Below are 21,142 nucleotides of genomic sequence, written 5' to 3' on the forward strand. Positions count from 1 at the left end.
TTCGCGGATTTTGAGAAACTATAAATTTATATAGTATTCTGGTCCATCCACATGGAGTCCGCAATGTCCGCCCAGGCACGACTTGAACAACTGCTGGATCGCCGGCCCGACCTGTGGCGCGGGCGCGCCCGCAGGTCCTTTCCGGCCGCGCCCACCGGCCTGGACTGGCTCGATCACGGCCTGCCCGGTGGCGGCTGGCCGCTGGGCCGGCTGACCGAACTCCTGCCGCGCGTGAGCGGTTGCGGCGAGCTGGGCCTGTTACTGCCGCTGCTGGCCCGCTGTACGCAGCAGGGTCAGCCGGTGGTGCTGGCCGGGCCGATGCTGGTGCCGGGGCCGCAGGCCCTGATCAAGGCGGGCGTGGTGCTCGAGCATCTGATCGTGGTGCGCGAGGCCGGGGAAGTGCTGTGGGCGGCCGAGCAATGCCTGAAAAGCGGGCTGTGCGGCAGCATTGCGGTCTGGCCACCGGCGGGACGGGTCGGGGAACGGGCCGTACGCCGCCTGCAGTTGGCCGCCGAACAGAGTCCGGGGCCGACCTTCGTCGTCTATCGTCCGGAACAGCAGCCACCACCATCGGTCTCGGCTTTGCGTCTGGGGCTGAGTCCGGGCCCGGAAGTCGAACTGTTGCGCAGCCCGGCCGGCCTGGTCGAGTCGAAACACCTGAGCCCGGCTTCCGAATCCGTTATCGATCTGTCCTGTTATCGTCGTCATGCCCGCTCGGAGCAGTGAACTGTGGCTGGGCCTGTACTGCCCGCAGCTGCCCTTGCTGGCGGCCTGGGAATGCGATCCGGAGCGGCCCGAGCTGCATGCCGTGCACGGCTATCGGCGCGGTCGCCACGTAATCCTTCAGGCCGGCGCGGCCGCGCAACGGGCCGGGGTCTCGCCGGGCCAGCCCCTGAGCACGGCGCTGGCCGTCGCCCCGGCCCTGCACAGCCGGCCGCACCATTCGCAGGCCGAAGCAGCCCTGCTCGAGCAGCTGGCACTGGGCGCATGGCGGGCCAGCAGCAACGTGGTTCAGGCGCCCCCCGACAGTGTATTGCTCGAGATTGCCGGCAGCCGGCGCCTCTACGGTGGCCTGCGGCCGTTGGTCGAGACACTCTGCGCACAGCTCGAACGCGAGGGTCTGCCGGTGCGGACCGGTTCGGCGCCGGTGGCGGCCACGGCCCGCTTGTTCGCCCGCCACGGCCTGCATGCCGCCAGTCCGGGCGTCATGCACGAGAAGCTGCACGGCCTGCCCCTGGCCGCGCTGGCCCTGGATGAGAGACAGGCACATGACCTGGCCGGCTGCGGCCTGAAGTCCGTGGCCGAACTGCTGCGCCTGCCGAAGCCCGAGCGGGCCCGGCGCTTCGGGCCGGACCTGAACCGGCACCTGGCCTGCCTGGAAGGACGGTTGCCCATGCCGCTGGTCGCCTGGCAGCCGCCGGAGACGTTCCGGCTGCGCCTGGAACTACCGGCGGCCAGCAGCGACAGTTCGGCCCTGCTGTTCGTGTTGCGCCGCGCCGTCGCCCGTATGGCGCATTGGCTCGAAGTCCGTGACCGGGCGCTCACGCGCTTGCACGTGACACTCGAGCGCGAGGACGGCGGCGGCAGCGTGCCGATTCGGGTCGGGCTGTCGCGCCCCGGCATGGACGAGGAACGCTTGCTGGAACTGCTCGCGCTCAAGCTCGAGAGCCTTGAGTTGCCGGGGCCGGTGGAAGCCGTCGAACTCAACGCCGAAAGCACCGGCGAGCACCGCCCGCCACAAGCGGACTTATGGAGCGGCAACAACCGGGGTGATGCCTGGCCGGCGTTGCTGGACCGGTTGCGCGCCCGCCTGGGCGACGACGGTTTGTCCGGCCTGGCGCCGCAGCCGGACCATCGCCCGGAGAAGGCCTGGCGATGGGTCGAGCCGGGCACCTCGGTGCGCTGCGAGGACGAACGGCCGCGACCGACCTGGCTCTTGCCCGCACCAAGGCCCTGCCGACGCGAGAACCTGCACCTGGAAGAAGGGCCGGAGCGCATTGAAGCCGGCTGGTGGGACGAGGAAGACTGCCGCCGCGACTATTTCGTCGCCCGCGACCGCCATGGTCGTCGGCTGTGGGTCTTCCACGAACACCAGCCGAGGGAGGGATGGTTCATTCATGGATTGTTTGATTAAAGGTCCAGCCCGGCCTGGCCCTTCGGTAATTCGATGGGCTCGAGCAAATCCTCCCCCTGATATTCGGGATTGTTGACCTTCGTGGTTACGGGTTCGGCGCGCAGGCTGTCTTCCGGTGGCGGGGTGAGCAACTGCTCGGCCTCTTCGGGCGAGCCGCCCAGCCAGGTGGACCACTGGTTCGCGTTGAGCATGACCGGCGCGCGATGGTGGCCGATCTCGCGCAGCAGGCCGTTGGGTTCGGTGGTGATGAGGGTAAACGACTGGCGCGTCTCGCCGTCGCGTGTGGTCGATTCGTCCCACAGGCCGGCGAAGACCAGCATCGGTTCATCGGTCGGCATCACCCGCCAGGGTTGCTTGGGCTTGCTGCGCTGGTCCCATTCGTAGAACCAGGAGAAGGGCACCAGGCAGCGCCGACCGTGCTTCCAGGCGCTGCGGAAGGTGGGCTTCTTCGCCACGGTCCGCGAGAACGGCTGGTCCGGCTCGCTGCGGCAGTTGGCGGTCGAGAACTTGGGCAGATCACCCTTCATCCAGGCGGGAATCAGCGGCCAGATCATGTGGTGGAGAACACGGCGCCCCTGATCATCGGGCGTGACCACAGGCAGGACGGTCCAGCGCACTGAATTGCCACGGCGCGTGGAAGGCGCCACATTGAGCAAGCGCAGCCCGTCGTCGGGCGGGGTGCCGAACAGGTCGAGATACTCGTAGACCTGGCGCCAGGAGAATTCGTGACCGCCGCGTCCGCACATCGGACATACCCCGGAAATGAAAAAGGCCCTGAACGGATGATACCGCGCAGGGCCTTTTCGAATCTGGCTCCCCGGGTCGGATTCGAACCAACGACCTAGTGATTAACAGTCACCCGCTCTAACCAGCTGAGCTACCGGGGAATCGTGAAGCCGCATATTGTGCTTAATGCAGTCTGGTTCGTCAAGCGACTTGCCAGAAATTTTTGAAGCATCCGGGAGACAGTCGACACGCTCGCCTCAGGACCCGTCGACGATGCGGTTGCGGCCGCCGGACTTGGCCCGGAATACGGCGTCATCGGCGCCGCGCAATAGTCGGGCTGCGAGCTCGCCTGCGTCGTCATCGTTGGGTATTGCGGTAGCCGTACCGATCGAGATCGTCACGCCCACCGTGCCGCTTTCGTTGGGAACCTGGAACGTCATCTCGGCGACTGCACCGCGCAGTTCCTCGGCGAGCTTGTGCGCGCCTTCCTTGTCGGTGTCGGGAAGCACCAGCAGAAACTCTTCGCCGCCGTAGCGCCCCAGTGCATCGACGGCACGCACCCGTTCGCGCATCACGCCGGCGACGCGGGCGAGGATTCGGTCGCCGAAAAGATGGCCGTGGGTGTCGTTGACCGCCTTGAAGTGATCGAGATCGATCATGAACACGGACAGGGGGGTATTCTTTCGAACGGCGCGGGCAGCTTCGGTATCGAGCTGGCGCAAAACGACTTCGCGGCGCAACAGGCCGGTTAGTTCCTCGTAGGTGGCATCCTGGAACAGGCGCAGGTTCTCCAGGCTGGTGGCGATCTGGTGCGAGAACAGGTCGAGCAGCTCGATCTCTTCGCGGCGGAACAGCTCGCCGCTGAGCTTCCTGCCCAGGCAGAGAATGCCGATCATTCGGCGCTGGAAATAGAGGGGAAGCAGCACTTCTGCACCCGTCCCCCTCAGATCTTCGGCCGCTTGCTCGTTCTGTCGCTGAAGTCTGTTGACGGTGATCGGGCGACGCAGGCGGTCGAGGATCTCGAACGCTTCGGAATGTTCGTTCAGTAGCCAGGTCAGTCGATCCCGCTGTTCCGGCTCGATGCCCTCGCTGAATGCCGTGGTCAGGCCTTTCTGTGGTTCGTCCACGGCCACGACCGCCGACCAGCTCAGGTCCATCGCCTCCCGGGTGTCATTGGCAAGCTGCTGGATGAGGCTTTCGAGCCGATTCTGCGTGGACAGGCCGCGCGCGACCTGGATGAGGAGATAACGCAACGCCCGGCGCGAGGGAAAGAATCCTCGCTCGACCAGGCGTTCGATACCGTGCCGGAGGGGGCGAAACAGGACGCCGATCAGAAGCGCGCAGGCGGTGATGATCCACTGACCGGCCTGGGTGCCCAGCTCGCGTTCGAACAGAGGCAGGGCCGTGGTCAGTAACGTGTAAAGCACGATGATGACCAGAACGGCCACCGAGCCGTAGACCAGGCCTCGCCGGACAAGTGATTCGACGTCGAAGAGACCGTAGCGGAAAATCGCCAGGAAGACCGTGGCCGGGAAGATCAGCAGAACGATGTTTTCGATGTGTTCGGCAATGTTCTGGTCCAGCTCCATCCAGCCCGACCACAAGCTCGAGACAAGGACGTAGATGACCCAGGGCAGAAGTCCGGCGAGCACCATGAGCGCCTGGTTGGTTGCGCGTGCAGATGTCGCCCGCCAGGCCTGCCAGGAGAGGATGCCGGCGACCGATATGGCCCAGCCGAGAAATACCGTTGTTTCCGCCACGGCCAGCAGGTCGGGTCCGCCGGGAGCGGCAAAATACCACTGATGGACGGCCAGGGTCGCGAGGGCGAGGCCGGTTCCGGCCCCGATGGCGTAGAAGCCCCAGACCAGTCGAGGGTGTCGTTTCAGGACGGGCAGCCGCTCCGGGATAAGGCTGACGAGATGCAGTTCCAGGGCGATTTGCGCGCCGGTGGACAGAAGCCAGAAGAGCAGGCTGGCGATGATGGCCCAGGCGCCCAGGGTATGACCGAAGGGCATGGCCAGTTCGATCGCGACGAGGGCGACGAAGATGGTAAGAATCCGTGCCCTTTCATCCTGCTTTTGATAGCGGACTGCAAGTGCCGCGAGACCCAAGTAGGCCGCGACGAGCACGAACTTGGCGAGCAGGCCGGCAAGATCAAGGGCAATGCCGGGTGTGAGCTTGATATCGACCGTTCGGCCGTCACGCTCGACTTGGCCTCGAATCGGCTTGCCGGGTTCCTGGTGACGCTCGAATATCCCGTCGAGTTCGGCGAGGGTCGAAAAGGTGTCGCCTTCGAGACTGAGGAGCCGGTCGCCGCCCTGCAGCCCGGCTTCTGCCGCCGGTGTGTCGGGCTCGACATCGTCGATAACGATGCCCTGTTCGGTTTCGCTGATGAATACGCCGATCCTGTCTTGCGCGAATCGCCACTCGTCGACGACCGACCAGATCAGCAAGACGGTCACGAGCAAGCCGACGGTTGCCGATGCAATGGTCTTTCCGCTTCGGCGGGAATCAATCGGGAAACGACTCATGCGCAACTGTCCCTGAACAAGGAGGGTATGCAAGCAGGGAATGCGTGGCCAACGAGCCGGATGCATCCGAGCCGGTTCAAGTGTTTGTACCCCTTTGAAAACTTCAGCCCGTCAGTATAGCGAAGTCGTTTCAGGCCTGATTTGCGGTGAGGCTCAAAATCTTCGGGCATTCGAGCAGTGTTTCACGAATTTTTGGAAGAAGAGTGCATCGAAACCCGATTTCGGCCCTCTGTCTTGGCAAGCTTGAGTGCGTGATCGGCCTGTCGAAGTAGATCCTCATAGCTGTGCGTATGGCGGTTGTCGCTTACGCCAAAGCTGGCCGTGATGTGCAAGCCGGGCGCGAGCTGGCCGAAGTCGGTTGCTTCGATCGATTCCCGGATGCGCTCGCTGATCTGCGCGGCCCGATCGCCGTCGATGTCATGAAAGGTCAATGTGAACTCTTCTCCCCCCCAGCGCGCCGCCTGATCGCCGGCACGGACATGCTTGCGAAGCACGTCGGCCACGATGCACATGACTTCGTCGCCGACCAGGTGCGAGTATTCGTCGTTGACCCGCTTGAAATGATCCAGATCCATGATGACCAGGCTCAGTGGGCGGTCCTCGTCACGGCTACGCCGGAACTCTTCCGCCAGCCATTCATCGAAAGCGCGTCGGTTGGCCAGGCCGGTAAGCTGGTCGATGCGGGCCTGGCGCTCGAAGTTTTCAGCCTGCTGCTTGAGTTCACGCGTCTTTTCCTCGACCTGGACCCGCAAGTGATGGGCGCGCATCTCGAGCCGGCGCATTCGCCACTGCGTAGCGAGCGCCACCAGCCCGAGCAGGCCCAGGGCGACCAGCACCCAGAACCAGGCGCGCTGCCAGGGCAGGGGCGCAATGGTGAAACGAAGGGTGGATTTGGAGCCGGTCCAGTCGCCGTAAGGGTAGGCAGCCGATACGTGAAAGATGTACTCGCCGGGGCCGAGATTGGTGTACTCGGCGACGTTTTGCCCCCTGCGATCGACCCATTCGTCGTTGAAGCCTTCCAGCTTCGTCCGGTAACGAATTCGCTGGGGCATGATGAAACCGAGTCCGGCATACTGGACCACGACCCGTTCGGTGCCCGCATCAAGGTTGATGGATTCGCCGATCGGCCGGTTGTCGCCGTCGGCCTCGAAGTGCTCGATGCTGACCGGCAGCGCGGTGTTCTCATAGCGAGTGAGGTGCTCTGGATCGACCCGGGCCAGGCCGACTGCCGTGGCGACCCACACGCGACCCTTGTGCCAGGTGGCAGGCGGCCCGGCACCACCGTTGGCCTGCGCGCTCAGCAGGCCGTCGCCTTCGGTGTAGAGCTCGAAATCGATGGTGTCGCTTCGGCCATCGGCCACCGCTTTGGCCTCGCTCTTGATGACCCGGATGATGCCGCGATTGCTGGTCAGCCAGAAAGCACCGTGGCGATCGTCCACCACATGGAACAGCTTGTCGACGGGCATGCCCGCGTCTCGTCCGACGAGGTCGGCATGCCCCGTTTCCGGGTCGTAGCGGATCAGGCCGCGGTCAGTGGCCAGCCACAGCAAGTACCGCTCACGGTCTTCATGGATGCCGTAGACGTACATGGTTTCGTCGAGGTGGTGCAGGGAAATGGGCTCGAAGTCGTCACCCCTGAAACGCGCCATCCCGAAACCGGTGCCGATCCAGATTTCCCCCCGGCTGTCTTCCTTTATGGCGATGATGAAATCGCCGGGCAGCCCATCCTCGGGCATGAAGACCTGTGTGCCGTCCTGGTTGAGTCGCGCCAGGCCATTGGCCGTTGCCACCCATATCTCCTCGTCACTTTCGACGTGCAGGTACCGGATGTCGTTGGACGGTAATCCCGAGCTGCGATCGTGGCGCGCCACGATTCGGCCCTCGCGCCAATGCAGGATGCCGTCGGAATGACTGCCGATGAGCACATCGCCGTTCGGTAACTCAGCGAGACTGAGGATGGACAGGGGCAGGGCGCGGTCGCCGTCACGAATGGTCTGAACCTGGTCGCCGTCGATGCGGCTGACGCCTTCACTGGTTCCGACCCAGAGACTGCCGTCGGAATGCGGCATGACGGCACGTACGTAGTTGCCGGCCAGGCCCTGGTCGCGGGTTGTGGTCACAAACGGCGCCGAACGCAGCCGTAACAGGCCGCCGTTGGTGCCGACCCAGAGGCTTTGCTCGAAATCCTGAAACAGCGATACCACGCGGTTATTGGGCAGCCCCTCATCGGTACCGAGTCGCTGGACGCCCTGTTCGTTGAGACGAAACAGGCCCGAGTTGATGGTGCCGATCCAGAGTGCCCCGCTGTCGTCCTCGAGCAACGTGCTGACGGCCAGGTCTTCGAATGCTTCATGCAGGAGCTCGAACCGTTCATCGGGGGCGTTGCGCACGTATAGCCCCTGTTCGGTGCCCACCAGCAAGCGGCCGTCGGCGTCTTCAAGCAGCCCAAGCGCCGGAACCGGGGGCAGTTGGCCGGCCCCGACCAGACGGTGCTCTCCATCATGCGTGGCGCGCAACAGTCCCTCCGAGGTGGCGGCCCAGATACCCCGTTCGTCCGCCAGGATCTGGTAGGCCGACGCGCCCGGCAGAAGGATTTCCTGCGCGGTCATCGTGTTGTTCTCGTCCAGCTGGCGCCGGATGATGCCACCACCCTGGGTGGCAACCCAGAGCTGCTCTCGGCCATCGATAACGGCATGCGAAATCATGGTGGTCGCGGTCGACAACGGTTGCCATTGCCGGCCATCGGTCAGGGACAGGCCGCCGCGGGCACCGGCTGCCAGCAGTCTGCCCCGCTGGTCGACCGAGAGTGACAGGGAGCCCGCATCGGGCAGACCGGTGATCGGACCGCGTTCGAACAGGCGAAAGCGATGGCCGTTGTAGCGTGCGATTCCCTCCCAGGTCGCGAACCACAGGTAGCCGTCCGGGGTCTGGGCAATGTCGTTGATCGTGTTGTGCGGGAGACCCTGGCGCGTGGTCCAGGTCTGGCGATGCAGTTCATTGAACGGCAGTTGGCCGACCTGGGCCTGAGCCAGGTCGAATACGATGGAATACAACAGCAAGCAAGCTGCCGTCAGACAGAAGATTTGGCGCATTATCCCTTCCCGAAGAATGCCGCCGGACTCCGTCCGGGTCGCGCGCATTCGGGCTTTGTGATCCCCCCGGACCGCGCTGCGCCCGGTACCAGCGTTGCATTATGGGCACCCCCTGTTGTCCGATACAAGCCTTTTACAAATGTTTTCGTCACGGAAAACGGGGTGCCGGGGCATGAATCATCGGCCATTCGGGTATACAATTCGCGGTTTGCCCGGCGGTGCCGGACATGAAACCCGGGTCTGATCGCTTACGGCGCAACCAGTCTCGAGCTTCGCTAAATCAGTCATTAACTTCCAAGGAGCAGGAATGGAACGGACACTGTCCATCATCAAGCCCGATGCCGTGGCCAAGAACGTCATCGGCGAAATCTACACGCGCTTCGAGCGCGCCGGCCTGAAGGTCGTTGCCGCACGCATGAAGCATCTCTCCCGCGAAGAGGCCGAGGGTTTTTACGCCGTGCATCGTGAGCGCCCGTTCTTCAATGATCTGGTTGAATTCATGACGTCCGGCCCGGTCATGGTCCAGGTGCTCGAGGGCGAGGAAGCCATCGCCCGAAATCGCGAGCTGATGGGCGCAACTGACCCGCGCCAGGCCGCTCCCGGGACGATCAGGGCCGATTTTGCTTCCAGCATCGATGCCAATGCCGTGCACGGATCGGACGGCGCAGATACCGCAAAAGAGGAAATCGGCTTCTTTTTCGGCGCTGATGAGATATACTCACGGTAATTATCAGCGAAATCACGCACATGCCCGCAGGGCCTCAAGAAGTCACGAACCTGCTCGGTCTTGACCGGGCGGGGTTGGAACGGTTTTTCGTCGATCTCGGCGAAAAGCCCTTCCGTGCGCGTCAACTTCTGCAGTGGATTCACCAGCGCGGGGTGACCGAATTCGACCAGATGACCGATCTGTCGAGGACGCTGCGCGAGCGCCTGGCAACCACGGCTGGAGTCGCACCGCCGTCGGTCACCCGCGAGCAGCGCTCGGAAGACGGCACGATCAAGTGGCTGATGTCGATTGCCGGCGGAAACGCCGTTGAAACGGTCTATATCCCGGAAACAAGCCGGGGCACGCTTTGTATTTCCTCGCAGGTGGGCTGCATGCTCAACTGCACGTTCTGTTCGACCGCGACGCAGGGTTTCAGTCGCAACCTGGACTCGTCGGAAATCATCGGCCAGGTCTGGCAGGCTGCTCAGCGCCTGCGCGAGCTGCATGGCGACGAACAGCGCATCACCAATGTCGTGTTCATGGGCATGGGCGAGCCCATGCTCAACCTGAATGCGGTGCAGCCGACGCTGTCACTCTTGCGTGACGATCTGGCCTACGGCCTGGCCGCACGCCGTGTCACGATTTCCACCTCGGGCGTGATTCCCGGAATCGATGCCCTCTCGGACGGCGAGGATTTCGCGCTGGCGGTATCCCTGCACGCCGCAGACAATGACTTGCGCTGCCGGCTCGTCCCGCTCAACCGCAAGTATCCGGTCGAGGAGCTCATCGCGGCGTGCAAGCGCTTCATCAAGGCGCGCCCGCGGCGTTCGGTCACCTTTGAATACACCATGATCGATGGCGTCAATGATCGCCCGGAGCACGCACGCGCGCTCGTTCGCCTGCTCAGCGTGCTGCCGTCGAAAATCAACCTGATTCCCTTCAACCCGTTCCCCGGCACCCCCTTCCGTTGCTCATCGGACGAGTCGATCTACGAGTTCCAGAAGATCACCCGAGCGGCCGGCCTGATCACGACGGTGCGCAAGACCCGCGGCGAAGATATCGATGCGGCTTGCGGCCAGCTGGTGGGCAAGCTTCTCAGTCCGAATCAGCGACGCCAGGTCGTGCAGCAGCAGCTCGCTCGGCAGGCGGTGGCGTCATGATCGGATGGCGCCTGTTCGCGGTATTCGCTTGCATCGCGCTCGTGGGCGGGTGCGCGACGACCCAGTCCCAGCCGGGCGAAGGTGGACGAAAGGGCATGGAGCGTGTCAGCCCGGTGCAGGCGGCTGATGTCAACACACGTCTGGGTGTGGGCTATTTCGAGCGTGGCGACCTGGAGGTCGCCATCGACAAACTGGAACGGGCGATCGAGCTGGACCCGGCACACGTCCCGGCCTACGTAACACTGGCCCTGATCCAGGAGCGACTCGGTCGCGAATCACGAGCGCGTCGCTATTTCAGTGACGCGGTGCGCCTGGCGCCCGAGGACGGCGCAACGCTCAATAGCTATGCAACCTTTCTCTGCCGCCAGAGTGAGTACGAGGAAGCCGATGGGCTCTTTCGTCGCGCGGTCGACGACCCGTTTTACGATACGAAAGAGGTCGCATACTCGAACGCCGGCTCCTGCGCGATTCGCAGCGAGCGCTACGATGAGGCAGAGGATTATCTGCGGGAGGCTCTGGACATCAATTCGGAGTATCCCAACGCGCTTTACCATCTGGCGCGCCTTTTCCTGCAGCGCGACGAGGCCTTCAGGGCCAGGGCGTTTCTGCAGCGTTACGAGGCGGCCGCGGGGGTCGATCCGGAAGCATTGGTACTGGGATACCGGATCGAAGAGCGGCTTGGCAATGAGCGGGAGGCCGCCCGCTACTTCAGGCAACTCGAGGAACAGTTTCCCGAGTCGGATGAAGCTCAAAACATAAGACAACAGACCAGCCGAGATGACCGAACAAACCAGCGTCAGTAACGAAGAGATAGAACAAGAATCAGGGGAGCAGAAATACGAACGCATCGGCGCTGAACTCCGGCGCCGAAGAGAGAAGCGTGGCCTGGAGCAGGCCGACGTTGCTCGGCAGCTGCACCTGCCGGGCATGATTGTCAACGATATCGAGACCGGCCAGGTCGACCAGCTATCCAGCATTTATCGGCGGGGCTACATTCGCAATTATGCACGCTTTCTGGGAATCGACCCCGATACCTTGCTGGCGGATGCCGGCGAGGATGTGCTGCCGGAGCTGCAGGAGGTTCTTCCCGTATCAAAAGGCGAATGGCAGTTCGAGCGATACCTAAAGATTGCCACGTATCTTCTTGTAACGGTTGCCATTGTTCCGCCGCTTGTCTATTTTTTCGTATCCGGTGGGACGCGCATGCTCGAGCGTGATGTGGCCGCCGATACGCCGGCCAGCGTGTCGGAATCGCTTGCAGGATCAGGGCAGGGCGAAACCGCCGACAACGCAACCGCCGAAATCGGAGGCGAGAATGAGGCGCCTTCCGCAGAGCCTTCGGCGGCTCGCCACGTTTCGGCCTCCGCGATTCCGCTCAATCCGATTCGCCCTGCCAGGGATGCCCGTACTGAGTCGGCCGCGAATTCAGTGGAAACCGATATTGCTCCGGAGGATTTGCCGGCAGCAGGGGTGGGTCCATCATTGAGCGCGCTGAGCCTGGAGTTGCTCGAAGACAGTTGGGTCGAGATTCATGATGCCGACGGCAACCGCCTGGAGTACGATCTGTTGCGCAGTGGGCAGACTCGAAGCTACGAAGGTCAACCACCGTTCAGCCTGCTTGTCGGTCGCTCGAGTGCGGTCAAACTGCAGGTCAACGGTCAGCCGGTGACCTGGGAAGGTCATGAAAGCGGTGACGTGGCCGAGATCGCCATTTCCAGCGACGGCGAGGTCCAGCACTGAGCGTCGGCTGACGACGGCAGCCAGAGCCCGCCGTCGGCGGGCTTTTCATTTGTGACGGAAGCAGTTTGATGAGCAACATTCAGTCGATTCGCGGCATGCACGATATCCTGCCGGACCAGACGCCCATGTGGCGGTGGCTGGAAGGGCGCCTGTCGCGCGTTTTCGCCGCCTATGACTTCCACGAGATTCGCCTGCCGATCCTGGAAAAGGCAGAAGTCTTCTTCCGGGCCATCGGCCAGGCCACGGACGTGGTCGAGAAGGAAATGTACGCCTTCGAGGATCGCAACGGCGACATGCTGAGCTTGCGTCCGGAGGGGACGGCAGGCGTCGTCCGGTCGGCCATTCAGCACGGCCTGCTGCACACGCCGGGCCTGAAGGTCTGGTACCAGGGCCCCATGTTTCGCCACGAGCGCCCGCAGAAAGGACGCCAGCGCCAGTTCCACCAGTTCGGGGCCGAGGTATTCGGCCTTGAACAGGCCACTGCCGATGTCGAACTGATCGCGCTGGGCGAACGGCTGTGGCGAGAACTCGGCCTGGTCGGACGCATTCGCCTGGAAATCAACAGTCTCGGCGACCGCGAGGATCGCCGGCGCTACCGGCAAAAGCTCGTCGATTACCTCACACCGTTCCGGGATCGCCTGGATGCCGACAGCCAGCGGCGGATGGAAACCAATCCGCTGCGCATCTTCGACAGCAAGAACGAAGAGACCCGCGCCATCATGGCCGACGCACCCAGGCTGGCGGATGAACTCGGCGACGAGGCCCGCGAGCATTTCGGGCAAGTCTGCTCGCTGCTCGATCGGCTGGGAATCGAGTACACGATCAATCCGGGCCTGGTGCGGGGGCTGGACTACTATTGCCGAACCGTTTTCGAATGGGTCACGGATGAACTCGGCGCCCAGGGCACGGTATGCGCCGGCGGTCGCTACAACGACCTGGTGGCCATGCAAGGGGGTCGCGATACGCCCGGAATCGGTTTTGCGCTGGGTGTGGAGCGGCTTCTGGCCATGCTCGAGGCGGCGGGTGTGGAGCACACCCAGGACGCGGACATCTTCCTGGTCAGCCAGATCGATGCCGGTGACATGCTCTCGATCGCCGAGCGGTTGCGTGACAACTTGCCAGGGCTGTCGCTGGCCACCGCCCTGGCCGGTGGCAGCATGCGTTCGCAGTTCAAGCGCGCCGACCGCAGCGGTGCGCGCTGGTGTGTCATTCTGGGAGAAGCGGAATTCGCAAAGGGACAAGCGGCAATCAAGGACCTCCGCGGTGACGCCGAGCAGGAAGTGGTCGCTCTCGATCACTTGCCTCAGCGCTTGCAGTCATTGTTTGCCGCCGGCCGGGCTGACTGATTTATCATAGGCAGCTGGCTTTTTATCACGCCGAACGCAAGGATTAACTTGAAATGGCCGTAGAGCTTTACGACGAACACGAACAGGGCGAGCGCGTCCGACGCTGGATCAAGGAATACAGCTCGGCGATCATCGTAGCCTTGATACTGGCATTTGGCGGCATTTTCGGATTTCGCCAGTGGCAGGATTATCGCGCCGACCAGCAAGTGATGGGATCGGACTACTACCAGGTCGTGCGCCAGCAGGTCGCCGACGGCAATCTCGATTCCGCGGCTTCGGAGTACCAGGCCATGCAGGACGCGGTCGGCGAGACGGCCTACACCGGCCTCGCGGGCATGCATCTTGCCGCCGCGTGGATCGAGGACGGCCGACTGTCACCGGCTGCAGACGTCTATCGCGGCATCATCGACAATCGCCGGCTCGAATCGCTTTGGCCGGTAGCCACGGTTCGTCTGGCGCGGGTTCTCGAGGCCCAGGGACAGCACGAGGAGGCACTTGCTCTGCTCGACGGTTCCGCCCCCGAGGGGTTCGAAGCCACCTGGGCCGAACTGAAAGGTGACCTGTTGTTCGAGCGTGGACGCATTGCGGAAGCTCGATCGGCCTGGGAAGATGCGCTGGCGCGTCGCACAGCCGACGGCGGTAATGCGCAGCTGCTGCAAATCAAGATCGACGCCGCAACGGCAGACGGGGAGACTTCGTGATTTCTCAAGCACGTCCACTCGCCCTCGTTCCCGCACTTTTGCTCCTGGCCGGGTGCCAGACGATTGGTGGTTGGTTCAGCGGTGACGATGAACTCAAGCCGGCGGAACTCACCGAGATTCACCAGTCGGTACCCATCGATCGCGTCTGGTCGGTCAATACCGGAGACGGAATCAATCGCAGTCAGCCGCGCATTCGACCGGTGGCCGTCGGAGACCAGATCTGGGTGGCCGATCACGAAGGTCAAATCACCGCGGTCAATGCCAAGAGCGGTCGTATCGAACGCGAAATCGATATCGAGCTTCCGATCTCCGCCGGGCCCGCTGTAACCGATGATTTGATCATGGTCGGCACCTTCGACGGTGAACTGGTGGTTATCGATCGCGATTCCGGTCGTATCGACTGGCGGGCCCAGTTGTCATCAGAAATCCTGTCCCTCCCGGTGTTGCATGACGGCATCATCATCGCGCGCTCGATCGACGGCCGCGTCTTCGGCCTGGACCGCAGCGACGGGTCACGTATCTGGGTTCATGATCGCAGCGTCCCCCTGCTGACCCTGCGCGGCAATGGCGACCCGCTGACGCGTGCGGGTCAGGTCTACATTGGCTACGACGACGGTCATGTGACCGCCCTCAAAGTGTCGGATGGATCGGTCTTGTGGGAACAGCGCGTGACCGAACCCGAGGGCCGCACGGAGCTGGAACGCCTGGCGGATATCGATGGGCCGATGCTGGTTGTCGGAACCGAACTCTACGTGGCGAGCTACCACGGCCGCCTGGCCGGTCTTGCACTGGAATCCGGCCGCACGCTGTGGGTCAAGGAAATTTCGTCATCGAGCGGTCTGAGTCTGCGTCGCACGCAGCTGGCGCTGACCGACAGGGACGACAACGTCTGGATGGTCGATCGGCGCAATGGCGCCACGCTGTGGCGCGATGACCAGCTCCTGCGTCGTGAGTTGACTCGCCCGGTTTTCCTGGGCGGGTTGGTCGCGGTCGGCGATCTCGAAGGCTACCTGCACTTTTTCGATGTCGACAACGGCGAGATCGTCGCGCGTGAGAAGGCCAGCGGCAGTGCGCCGGCCTCGGCCCCGTTGGTCATCGGGGATACGCTTTACCTGCTGGACGAGGACGGAGATCTGAGCGCCTGGCGGGTCAGTCGCTCGAGCTAGGTCAGAAGGCCGTGTCCACGCTGCCGGTGGTCGCCATAGTCGGGCGGCCCAATGTCGGGAAATCAACGCTGTTCAATGCGTTGACGCACACCCGGGACGCGTTGGTGGCGGATACCCCCGGCGTCACCCGAGATCGAATCTACGGTCGTGCGTCGGTGGCCGAGCGCAGGGTGATTCTGGTTGACACGGGCGGCCTGGACCAGGCCGGGGACGAGATCGAGCTCGGCGCCCAGGCTCAGACGCGACTGGCGATCGACGAGGCTGACGCTGTCTTGTTTCTGACGGATGCCCGGGCCGGAATCCTTCCGGTCGAGCACGAGATCGCGACCGACCTGCGTACTCGCGGGAAGCCGGTCGTACATGTCGTCAACAAATCCGACGGGCTGGATCCCGACCTCGCAGTGGCCGAGGCCGCGGAACTCGGCCTGGGCGAAATCCACCCGATCTCGGCGAGCCACCGTCGCGGGCTCGATCAACTCGGCCAGGCGCTTGCCGAGCTGCTTCCGGAAATGGAAGAAAGCGGCGTTCCCGACGATGACGGCCTGCGCCTGGCGCTGATCGGCCGGCCCAATGCCGGCAAGTCAACGCTGATGAATCGTTTGCTCGGCGAAGAGCGTGCCCTTGCCACGCCGGTGGCCGGCACCACCCGTGACCCCATTCACGCCACCGTCGAACGCGACGGCGTTCGCTATCACCTCATCGATACAGCCGGCATTCGGCGCCGCAGGGGCAGTCACGAGGGTGTGGAGCGTTTCAGCACCATCAAGGCGCTGCAGTCGCTCGAGCAGGCTCGCATCGTCTGCCTGGTTTGTGACGCCGTCGAGGGGATCACCGAACAGGACGCCCGCCTCGTCGGCCATGTGATCGAGGCCGGACGGGGGCTGGTCATCGCCATCAACAAGTGGGACGCCGTCGACAACGATCGCCGTCGGGCGGTGCTCGTGGAGGTCGCCGAGCGGCTGGATTTCGCCCGCTTCGCGCCCGTAGTGACGATATCCGCGCTTCACGGCAGCGGTCTGGGTGAGCTGACCGATGCCATCGAGCATGTCCAGGAAGCAGGTGAACAGGAATTGTCCACCGGTGCGCTGACGCGCATTATGCGTGACGCCGTGGCCGCCCACCCGCCGCCGGCAGTGCAGCGCAGGACACCCAAGCTGCGCTATGCGCACAGCGGCGGGCATTTTCCGACCCGGATCGTGATCCACGGCAACCGGATTCGCGGCATTCCGGATCAATACCAGCGCTATCTGGTCAATACCTTCAGAAAGCACTTTCGACTGACCGGCATGCCGGTTCGCCTGGTGTTTCGTGAAGGCGACAATCCCTATGCCGGGCGGCGCAACAAACTGACGCCCAGGCAGGTCGAAAAGCGCCGGCGTCTCAAGCAGTTTGTCCGCAAGAACCGAAAGGGTTGATCGCTGGTTTACTTAGGCACTAGACACTGCCCAACTGCTGATTGACGCAGCGTATCAGCATCGGGTCGTCGGGCAGGGTTTCGGGCGGGAAATGCTCGGCGAGTTCGCCGCGGCGGTCAAACAGGTACTTGTTGAAGCTGGCGCGGGGCAGAGTTGAAGCCCCTCGTTCCTGCAGCATTTCGCGAAAGAGCGAATGAGCCTCTGCACCCGTGACCGAGTAGCGTTGCGTGATGATGAAGCTGAACGGATAGTTTTCGCGCAAAAACGCCTCGATTTCCGCCTCGTCGCGCGGTTCTTCCCCGAAATCGTTGGAGGGGATGGCAATCACCACCAGGCCGTGATGATTGAACTGCGTATGCAGCTGCTGAAGTTGTTTGATCTGCGGCAAAAAATGGCTCTCGGTCGCGATGTTGACGATGAACAAGGGCTGGTGGCGATAGCGCTCAAGGTAGATGTTTGCGCCCGAGAGATCCTTGAAGTGGTGATTGAACAGGTTCACGTCCGGTCTGACTCCGAGTCGGTTTTCCTCGGAATCCTACCTTACAATACCGGCCATGACGAAATCTCCCGCCCACAATCTTGATGGTCGAGCCGTCGCCGATCGGCTGATCGGCAATGTCGCTGACGCAGTGTCCCACCACGTGGATGAGGGCGGCCGGCCGCCCGGGCTTGCCGTGATCCTGGTCGGTGACGACCCGGCCTCCGAAATCTACGTCAATAACAAGATTCGGGCCTGTGAACGTGCCGGCATGGTCTCGAGCACGCATCGTCTGGCCCACGGTGTGGGTCGCAGCGAATTGCTGGCACTGATCGATGCCCTGAATCGTGATCAGTCGGTCGACGGCATTCTCGTACAGCTGCCATTGCCGGCGCACCTCGACGAGCGCGCGGTGACCCGCCGTATTGCGCCTGAGAAGGATGTCGATGGCTTCCACCCCGTGAACATGGGTCGTCTGGCCCTGCGTGATCCCGGGCTGCGGCCCTGCACACCACGCGGCGTGATGACGCTGCTCGCCGCGCATGACATCGATACCAAGGGCATGAACGCGCTGGTCGTCGGTGCGTCGAACATCGTCGGTCGGCCCCTCGCCCTGGAGTTGTTGCTCGCGGGCGCTACGGTTTCGATCGCGCATCGTTTCACCCGTGACCTGCAGGCACATGTCGAACGCGCGCAAGTGCTCTGCGTGGCGGTCGGCAAACCGGGCATCGTGGACCCGGCCTGGATCGCCGAGGGCGCCATTGTCGTGGATATCGGCATCAACCGTGGTGAGGATGGCAAGCTCCACGGCGACCTCGATTACCCGGCCGCGGCAAGTCGGGCTGGGTGGGTCACGCCGGTCCCCGGCGGCGTGGGACCGATGACGGTCGCAACCCTGATGCAGAACACGGCCGAGGCGGCCGGGCTGGTGGTTCGCGCCCCGTGACGGTCGAGTGACCGGTTCTGATCGGCACCGGACAGAGGATCCGGCAACGCGATCGATTCGATGGATCGAATCGGGCACGCTCAGCGTCCTCTTTCTCGTCCTGCTGGCACTCGGCCTGATCCAGATCGGATTCCGATACTGCACGGGCATGGCGCCGCAATGGGCCGAGGATGCCATGGGCGCCGTCTTGCTCTGGCTGACCATGCTCGGTGGCGTGGTCGCCAGCGGGCGTTTGCGTCATGCCCGCATCGACCTGGTCGAGCGCTGGCTGCCGACTCCGGCCGTGATCGGGTTGCGGCGTGTGGTCTTCGCGCTGACGGCGTTCGTCTGCCTGGCGCTGACGTGGACCAGTCTCGATATCGTTGCGCTGGAGTACGAGTTCCAGGCCGTCGCCTTTCTTGACGTGCCCAACTGGATGGTCCAGGCGATCGTTCCTATTGGTTTCGCCATGATGGGGGCGCGCTTCCTGGCCTGGGCCGTATTGCCCCCGTCCGGGATCCTGTCGCCGGTGCCCGATCAGAGTGAGTCGGAGTGATGGTGTTCGTGCTGGTCGTTCTCGCCCTGCTGGGTATGCCGCTGTTCGCCGTTCTCGCGCTGGCCGCCCTGGGCGGCTACTGGCGGGCGGGACTGGACCCGCTTCTGGCCGGCATGGACTTTGTACGTATCGGAGAGCCGCCGCTGCTGGTAGCGCTGCCACTATTCGCTTTTTCCGGGGTATTGATGGCGCGCAGCCGGGTACCGGTTCGCCTGCTCGAGTTGATGCAGTCCATACGCGGCCGGATGTCCGGTGGCTTGGTGGTACTGGTGCTTGTCCCGTATTCGCTGATAACGGCGTTCACGGGGTTCTCCGGCATTGCCATCCTCGCCATGGGCAGCCTGCTGTTTCCGGCCTTGATCCGGGACGGTCACCCGAGGCGGTCCAGCCTGGGAATCGTTACGGCCGGCTCCAGTCCGGGGGTCCTGCTCGCGCCTTCGCTGGCTCTGATTCTCTATGCGGTGGTCGCGGAGCAGCTCCTGCCACGCACCGGAGTGAGTCTCGATTCCCTGTTCCTTGCGGGCCTGTTGCCGGCGTGTCTGATTCTGGCAGTGATGGGGGGATACGCTGCGTGGCTGAATCGGGGACGGCCCCGCGCTGAATCCATGCGCAAGCCTTTCGGGCGGGCCTTGCGCGACAATGCGCTGGAGTTGCCGATGCCGCTGGTGGTGCTTGGCGGCATCTACTCGGGCTGGCTGCTCCTTGTCGAAGCGGCTGTCCTTGCGGCCGTATGGGTTCTGATTACGGTGGTGTTGATTCGCCGCGAGCTGCGCCTGTCGAAGCTGCCGGAGATCATCACCGAGGCGATGGTGTTGGTGGCTGCCATGCTCGTGTTGCTTGGCATTTCGATAGCGTCTGCCAACGTCATGGTCGACGCGGGGGTGCCCCAGCGCCTGCTGGACTGGTTCGAACCGCTCGTCAACAGCCGCCTGGTCTTTCTCCTTGTCCTGATGGTGCCCCTGCTAGCGGTCGGAATGCTGGTGGGGGTCAGTTCAGGGGCCGTGATCCTGGCGCCGCTGCTCATCCCGGTGGGTATGGGTTTCGGCGTCGATCCGGTTCATCTCGGTGTCGTGCTCGTGGTCAGCTTGCAGATTGGCTGTCTCACGCTCCCTGCGGGGATCAATGTGGTAGCCGCCAATCATGGCTCGGGTAAGGATCTTCACACGGTCTATCGTGCCGCGCTACCGTTTCTGGGCATCCTGCTTGCGGTCCTGCTGATCATCGCAGGGTGGCCGGCGCTGAGCATGACCCTGCCGTCGCTGCTTGCCGAGTGAGGTCAAGCCGCAGGACTGCGCTACACTGGATATTGGAATGAAAAACGGTCCTGGATCTTGACTGAGCGACGAGTCAAACTTCGGTTCTTCCCGGTGGCGGTTCTCTGTCTGGCGCTGGCGGGCTGCCAGACCTGGCCGCCCGGTCGTGACTCGGCAGAGTCTTCCTCTGAATCAGCAGGCGACGAGTCCCCCGCCGGCCAGCAGGAAGCCCCGGCCGACACGGTCGGCGAGGCCATCGGCCTGTTGCAGGAAGGTAAAGAGAGGCGGGCCGAGCGACTGCTTGAAAAACTGACCAATGAACGTCCGGACGACGTGACGGCCAAGCTATTGCTGGCCCAGATTCGGCAGCCGCCTGAAGAACTGCTCGGCACGGAATTCGAGGAAGTCGAAGTCAGGGCGGGCGAAAGCCTGTCGGTCATCGCCGAGCGCAGCATCGGTAACGGGCTTCTCTTTTACTCGCTGGCAAAACTCAATGATGTCGATATTCCCCGACTGCTGACGCCCGGGCAACGGCTCAAGATCCCGAAGAGCACGGTCAGTGATCGCGCGGGGCGTGCCGAGGCGTCTTCCGAGGCCGATGCCGCGGCGGAACCGGACAGCAGAGACGATCCCAACCAGGCCGCCCAGGAGCTCGCCGAGGAGCAGCGACATAGCCAGGCTTATTCCCTGCTGCTGGCTGCAGCCCGGGCGGGCGAGTTGACGGACTCGGGCAGAACGACGCTGGCACGCGCCGCGGTTGAACTGGCCCGGGAGGCATGCCGGGAGGACGATCCTGAAAGGGCCGGGAAGTATCTCAGGCAGGCCTCGCCCTGGTTGGGCGAGCGATCCGACCAGGGTGATTTCGCCCGACAGCGCGCCCATATCGATGCACGCGTCAGGCTCGGCGAGGCCGAGCAGTTTCTGGCCCGGGGCGATGAAACGGCCGCGTTCGACACGTTGATGGCGGTGCGCGAGCAGTCACTGGACCTGGCCAGCACGCACGGTTCCAGGCTGACCCGGCTCGAGACGGCCCTGGCCGAGCACTATCATGACCGGGCCCTGTCAGCCTGGCGCGATCAGAAAGTGGATCTATCGGTGGAGTTGTGGGAGCGTGTCGTCAGCATCAATCCGGATTTCGAAGCGGCGAATCGATATCTCGAGCGGGCCCGGCGGGCCCAGAGAAAGCTGGAATCCCTGGAAAACGATTAGCGCT

Annotated in this window: 18 protein-coding genes and 1 tRNA gene; 14 read left to right on the forward strand and 5 right to left on the reverse strand. The window is 63.5% G+C overall.

The genetic code is table 11. The annotated features are described in order from the left end of the window. The first annotated feature begins 63 nt into the window (after positions 1-63). Positions 64-726 carry an SOS cell division inhibitor SulA gene (locus ACDC66_RS04295; RefSeq protein ID WP_376695436.1) on the forward strand — a complete coding sequence of 221 codons (663 nt, stop codon included), beginning with the start codon at positions 64-66 and terminating at the stop codon, positions 724-726. Next, a complete protein-coding gene (locus tag ACDC66_RS04300) occupies positions 707-2,134 on the forward strand; it encodes a Y-family DNA polymerase (RefSeq protein WP_376695437.1) in 1,428 nt (475 codons plus the stop codon). Before ACDC66_RS04295 ends, ACDC66_RS04300 begins: the two co-directional genes overlap by 20 nt. Here ACDC66_RS04300 and ACDC66_RS04305 read toward each other — a convergent pair. The 4 genes from ACDC66_RS04305 to ACDC66_RS04320 all read right to left on the reverse strand — a co-directional run bounded on the left by ACDC66_RS04305 (position 2,131) and on the right by ACDC66_RS04320 (position 8,450). After that, positions 2,131-2,880, reverse strand: a complete 750-nt coding sequence (locus tag ACDC66_RS04305) for an SOS response-associated peptidase (protein WP_376695438.1) — start codon at positions 2,878-2,880, stop codon at positions 2,131-2,133. The genes ACDC66_RS04300 and ACDC66_RS04305 overlap by 4 nt on opposite strands. A 64-nt stretch (positions 2,881-2,944) precedes the next feature. Next, a tRNA-Asn gene (locus ACDC66_RS04310) sits at positions 2,945-3,021 on the reverse strand. A gap of 96 nt (positions 3,022-3,117) precedes the next feature. Further along, complete coding sequence (locus ACDC66_RS04315; protein ID WP_376695439.1) at positions 3,118-5,391, reverse strand: diguanylate cyclase; 2,274 nt, start codon at positions 5,389-5,391, stop codon at positions 3,118-3,120. Positions 5,392-5,573: 182 nt separating this feature from the next. Further along, positions 5,574-8,450: a ligand-binding sensor domain-containing protein gene (locus tag ACDC66_RS04320; RefSeq protein WP_376695440.1), complete on the reverse strand. Its 2,877-nt coding sequence runs from the start codon at positions 8,448-8,450 to the stop codon at positions 5,574-5,576. A gap of 340 nt (positions 8,451-8,790) precedes the next feature. On the opposite strand from ACDC66_RS04320, the gene ndk reads away from it, so the two are divergent. The 8 genes from ndk (at position 8,791) to der (ending at position 16,717) form a co-directional block, all read left to right on the forward strand. After that, positions 8,791-9,210, forward strand: coding sequence for a nucleoside-diphosphate kinase (gene ndk / locus ACDC66_RS04325; protein ID WP_376695441.1), 420 nt, complete (start codon positions 8,791-8,793; stop codon positions 9,208-9,210). 20 nt (positions 9,211-9,230) lie between these two features. Next, positions 9,231-10,349 (forward strand): dual-specificity RNA methyltransferase RlmN, encoded by a 1,119-nt coding sequence (gene rlmN, locus ACDC66_RS04330; protein ID WP_376695442.1) that lies wholly within the window; start codon positions 9,231-9,233, stop codon positions 10,347-10,349. Continuing rightward, positions 10,346-11,152 carry a type IV pilus biogenesis/stability protein PilW gene (gene pilW / locus ACDC66_RS04335; protein ID WP_376695443.1) on the forward strand — a complete coding sequence of 269 codons (807 nt, stop codon included), beginning with the start codon at positions 10,346-10,348 and terminating at the stop codon, positions 11,150-11,152. Before rlmN ends, pilW begins: the two co-directional genes overlap by 4 nt. Continuing rightward, positions 11,127-12,089 (forward strand): helix-turn-helix domain-containing protein, encoded by a 963-nt coding sequence (locus tag ACDC66_RS04340; RefSeq protein WP_376695444.1) that lies wholly within the window; start codon positions 11,127-11,129, stop codon positions 12,087-12,089. The genes pilW and ACDC66_RS04340 overlap by 26 nt, the downstream gene beginning before the upstream one ends. A 68-nt stretch (positions 12,090-12,157) precedes the next feature. Further along, entirely contained in the window at positions 12,158-13,435 is a 1,278-nt protein-coding gene (hisS, locus tag ACDC66_RS04345; RefSeq protein WP_376695445.1) for a histidine--tRNA ligase, read from the forward strand. Positions 13,436-13,488: 53 nt separating this feature from the next. Next, on the forward strand, positions 13,489-14,136 hold the full coding sequence (locus ACDC66_RS04350; RefSeq protein ID WP_376695446.1) for a YfgM family protein: 648 nt from the start codon (positions 13,489-13,491) through the stop codon (positions 14,134-14,136). Further along, positions 14,133-15,302, forward strand: coding sequence for an outer membrane protein assembly factor BamB (gene bamB / locus ACDC66_RS04355; protein ID WP_376695447.1), 1,170 nt, complete (start codon positions 14,133-14,135; stop codon positions 15,300-15,302). The genes ACDC66_RS04350 and bamB overlap by 4 nt, the downstream gene beginning before the upstream one ends. Before the next feature lie 11 nt (positions 15,303-15,313). Further along, positions 15,314-16,717 carry a ribosome biogenesis GTPase Der gene (der, locus tag ACDC66_RS04360; protein ID WP_376695448.1) on the forward strand — a complete coding sequence of 468 codons (1,404 nt, stop codon included), beginning with the start codon at positions 15,314-15,316 and terminating at the stop codon, positions 16,715-16,717. Positions 16,718-16,736: 19 nt separating this feature from the next. Here der and ACDC66_RS04365 read toward each other — a convergent pair whose 3' ends face one another. After that, positions 16,737-17,216 carry a glutathione peroxidase gene (locus ACDC66_RS04365; RefSeq protein WP_376695449.1) on the reverse strand — a complete coding sequence of 160 codons (480 nt, stop codon included), beginning with the start codon at positions 17,214-17,216 and terminating at the stop codon, positions 16,737-16,739. Positions 17,217-17,271: 55 nt separating this feature from the next. Here ACDC66_RS04365 and folD point away from each other — a divergent pair, with 55 nt between their 5' ends. The 4 genes from folD to ACDC66_RS04385 are packed head-to-tail and all read left to right on the forward strand — an operon-like array spanning position 17,272 to position 21,138. Beyond that, a complete protein-coding gene (gene folD / locus ACDC66_RS04370) occupies positions 17,272-18,141 on the forward strand; it encodes a bifunctional methylenetetrahydrofolate dehydrogenase/methenyltetrahydrofolate cyclohydrolase FolD (protein WP_376695450.1) in 870 nt (289 codons plus the stop codon). A 7-nt stretch (positions 18,142-18,148) separates the two neighbouring features. Then, complete coding sequence (locus ACDC66_RS04375; RefSeq protein ID WP_376695451.1) at positions 18,149-18,676, forward strand: TRAP transporter small permease; 528 nt, start codon at positions 18,149-18,151, stop codon at positions 18,674-18,676. Further along, positions 18,676-19,950 carry a TRAP transporter large permease gene (locus ACDC66_RS04380; protein WP_376695510.1) on the forward strand — a complete coding sequence of 425 codons (1,275 nt, stop codon included), beginning with the start codon at positions 18,676-18,678 and terminating at the stop codon, positions 19,948-19,950. Before ACDC66_RS04375 ends, ACDC66_RS04380 begins: the two co-directional genes overlap by 1 nt. Before the next feature lie 57 nt (positions 19,951-20,007). Beyond that, the gene (locus tag ACDC66_RS04385) at positions 20,008-21,138 is read left to right on the forward strand and encodes a LysM peptidoglycan-binding domain-containing protein (protein ID WP_376695452.1); all 1,131 of its coding nucleotides are present in this window, start codon (positions 20,008-20,010) and stop codon (positions 21,136-21,138) included. The last annotated feature ends 4 nt before the right edge of the window (positions 21,139-21,142 follow it).

Origin of the sequence: Wenzhouxiangella psychrophila, assembly GCF_042310375.1 — a bacterium.
Classification (GTDB): Bacteria; Pseudomonadota; Gammaproteobacteria; order Xanthomonadales; family Wenzhouxiangellaceae; genus Wenzhouxiangella.